The sequence below is a fragment of the Chamaesiphon sp. OTE_20_metabat_361 genome (assembly GCF_031364565.1).
Map to the genome: position 1 here is coordinate 1 of NZ_JANLWO010000357.1, position 2432 is coordinate 2432.

At 47.5% G+C, this 2432-nt stretch carries 4 protein-coding genes; 1 reads left to right on the forward strand and 3 read right to left on the reverse strand.

Going from position 1 to position 2432, the window contains the following annotated elements:
* Window positions 1-217 precede the first annotated feature (217 nt).
* Window positions 218-823, forward strand: coding sequence for an aspartyl protease family protein (locus RMO35_RS10390; protein WP_309740969.1), 606 nt, complete (start codon window positions 218-220; stop codon window positions 821-823).
* A gap of 17 nt (window positions 824-840) precedes the next feature.
* On the opposite strand, the gene RMO35_RS10395 is transcribed toward RMO35_RS10390, so the two are convergent.
* The 3 genes from RMO35_RS10395 to RMO35_RS10405 all read right to left on the reverse strand — a co-directional run bounded on the left by RMO35_RS10395 (window position 841) and on the right by RMO35_RS10405 (window position 2198).
* Window positions 841-972 carry a hypothetical protein gene (locus tag RMO35_RS10395; RefSeq protein ID WP_309740971.1) on the reverse strand — a complete coding sequence of 44 codons (132 nt, stop codon included), beginning with the start codon at window positions 970-972 and terminating at the stop codon, window positions 841-843.
* 21 nt (window positions 973-993) lie between these two features.
* A complete protein-coding gene (gene dapB / locus RMO35_RS10400) occupies window positions 994-1821 on the reverse strand; it encodes a 4-hydroxy-tetrahydrodipicolinate reductase (RefSeq protein WP_309740973.1) in 828 nt (275 codons plus the stop codon).
* Window positions 1822-2018: 197 nt separating this feature from the next.
* The gene (locus tag RMO35_RS10405) at window positions 2019-2198 is read right to left on the reverse strand and encodes a hypothetical protein (RefSeq protein ID WP_309740975.1); all 180 of its coding nucleotides are present in this window, start codon (window positions 2196-2198) and stop codon (window positions 2019-2021) included.
* Window positions 2199-2432 lie beyond the last annotated feature (234 nt).

Below are 2432 nucleotides of genomic sequence, written 5' to 3' on the forward strand. Positions count from 1 at the left end.
CTAATTTCCCGATCGCGCCAGGTATACACCACCACCAGCACTCTACCTAGAGCATCTAGCCCAATAGTAATCAATCGCTGCAGGTAATCGCCAGCGATCGCGGAGCGTGCCAAAGGCAATCGATCGCCTACTTCAATCTCAGCAAATTGCCGCCCAGGATATGCTAGATTTATTGTAATGCCGAACTCTATCGTCGGTTAAGATGATTCATGATGATATGAGTATTAATCAAAGTCCGTCTGAGTGGTATCGATGGCATTGGCAAGAACTAAAAGAGTATGTGGGTGAGTGGGTTGCCTATTCTAGAGACGGCGTAATTTCCCACGACCGTGATTACCTTACCATGATGGAGCGAGTTAAACTAGATCCGATGGAATACATCATCGAACGAATTTATGAAAATGAATTTGTCGAGCCAATCAAGTTTTATCCTGTCAGATTTAGGACTGTTAAAGCTAGCAATTGGCAACCTAAATATTTAGTTAAGCTCAGTTATCAAGAGGCTCGACAACTAAATATTCTAGTAGATTCAGGTGCTGATTTTTGTTTGATGCCCAAACAGTTAGGTATCGATTTGGGTTATAGAGTAGGTGGTGAAGAAGTAATGTCTAAAGCTGAAGGAGTGGGTGGAGAGGTAGATTATGTACTCAGAAGAGTGGAACTATCGATCGATAGCCATACTTTGACTGTGCCGATCGCTTGGCTTCAAACTGATGATGCAGTTGAATGCTTACTAGGAAGAGAGGTAGTTTTCGACAAGTTTGATATTGAATTCAAGCAACGCGATCGACAGATTATTTTTAAATATAGAGTCGATCGTTAATCTGTACCTCTCAGTATTTATATTTTTCCGATTTCATCGCCGACTTTGAGATTCAATCTCGTTTCGATATTTTCAATGATGACGAGATTTCCTTTCTTATCGACAGTTTCTCGTTCGCTGATGAGATCGTCGCTGCCCACCAGCATCATCTTTGCTAGCTCTCTAGATTATTAAAGAATTTTTTCTAATCCGTATACTAGCGATTTGAGACCCAAAATCTTGCGGATGGCGAGGAGGACTCCGGGCATGTAGCACGATCGATTGGTGGTATCGTGGCGGAGGAGATAGATCTCACCAGGAGCGCCGAAGATGATTTCTTGATGGGCGATATAGCCAGGAAGTCGGACGCTATGAATGCGAATGTTTTCGTCGGCGATCGCACCTCTAGCACCTGCGAGCTTTTCGGATTCGGTGACGCTGGGAGGGTTGAAAGTTTTGCCGAGTTCGCCGAGCAGTTGGGCGGTTTGGATGGCGGTACCGCTGGGGGCATCGGCTTTTTGGTTGTGATGGAGTTCGATGATTTCGACGTGCTCGAAAAATTTGGCGGCTTGAATGGCGGCTTGCTGCATTAAGATGACCCCGATCGAGAAATTGGGGATAATTAAGCAACCAGTACTCGCTTTGTCGGCAAATTCGGCTAGTTCTTGAATCTGGGTGGGACTCAATCCGGTGGTACCGACAACCGGACGCACGCCGTAGGCGATCGCCGATCGCACGTTTTCATAGATACTGTCAGGATGGGTAAAATCGACCATTACGGCGGGTTGTTTCTCTTGGGATGCCATGGCGAGGATTGCCTGAAGATCGTTCATTACAGGTATCTCTAAGGCTCCACAGCCAGCGATTTCACCGATGTCTTCGCCGAGTAGCTTGGGGTTACGATCGATCGCGCCCAGTAGCACCAGATCCGGGGCGTTAGCGACAGCTTTGATGACTTCGATGCCCATTTTCCCCGCTGCACCATTGACGACGACTGGGATTGGCGATTGGTTACTCATGAGTGCTGTTGCTCCTTGGCTGAAAATTCCACACTGCCTATTATGACATCGAAAGACTTACGGGTTGGGATCGATTCCCGAAGGGGAAGGCTCCGCCAACGCCAGATCGCCGTCGAGCTGCAATTTTTAGAGCTTTGGGTTACTAGATGGGGATCGTCGAAAATCCGCTGCCCACAGATGCGGCAATCCTAGAATGTTTACCAAATTCTATCCATGCTCAACATAAAACCTGGCATGACCTCACTACAATCGAGTGAGTTCGGATCTTCTAGTATTACTAGACGATCGAATTGCGCTGGAGTAACAGTTAGAGTTGTATTACTAACATCGAGTAGCAATGGCGCAGTATTGACAGAAGGTGTGGCTGCAATTGTCATAAAACCTCCAAACAGTTGCGGGAGCTAGGTTAGACTAATATGATTATATCATTCGGCTCGGTGGCTGCTGAGTGTGTAGTTAGGCGCGATTACCTCTGGGCGCGGCTACTTGTGCTGTTGGCGTTGGCGTAGCGAAGCGTCTGTCTTGTCTTGATTCGCTAAACCCTCGGGAAACCCGAGGAGCGCGAATCGCTGACCCAAAGCCATGGGTCGGGAACCTCCGCGTGATTTGGG

Excerpts from the sequence above, each read along its gene's own strand:
- RMO35_RS10390 (WP_309740969.1), top strand. The coding sequence starts at position 218 with ATGAGTATTAATCAAAGTCCGTCTGAGTGGTATCGATGGCATTGGCAA.
- dapB (WP_309740973.1), bottom strand. The coding sequence starts at position 1,821 with ATGAGTAACCAATCGCCAATCCCAGTCGTCGTCAATGGTGCAGCGGGG.
- RMO35_RS10405 (WP_309740975.1), bottom strand. The coding sequence starts at position 2,198 with ATGACAATTGCAGCCACACCTTCTGTCAATACTGCGCCATTGCTACTC.
- RMO35_RS10395 (WP_309740971.1), bottom strand. The coding sequence starts at position 972 with ATGATGCTGGTGGGCAGCGACGATCTCATCAGCGAACGAGAAACTGTC.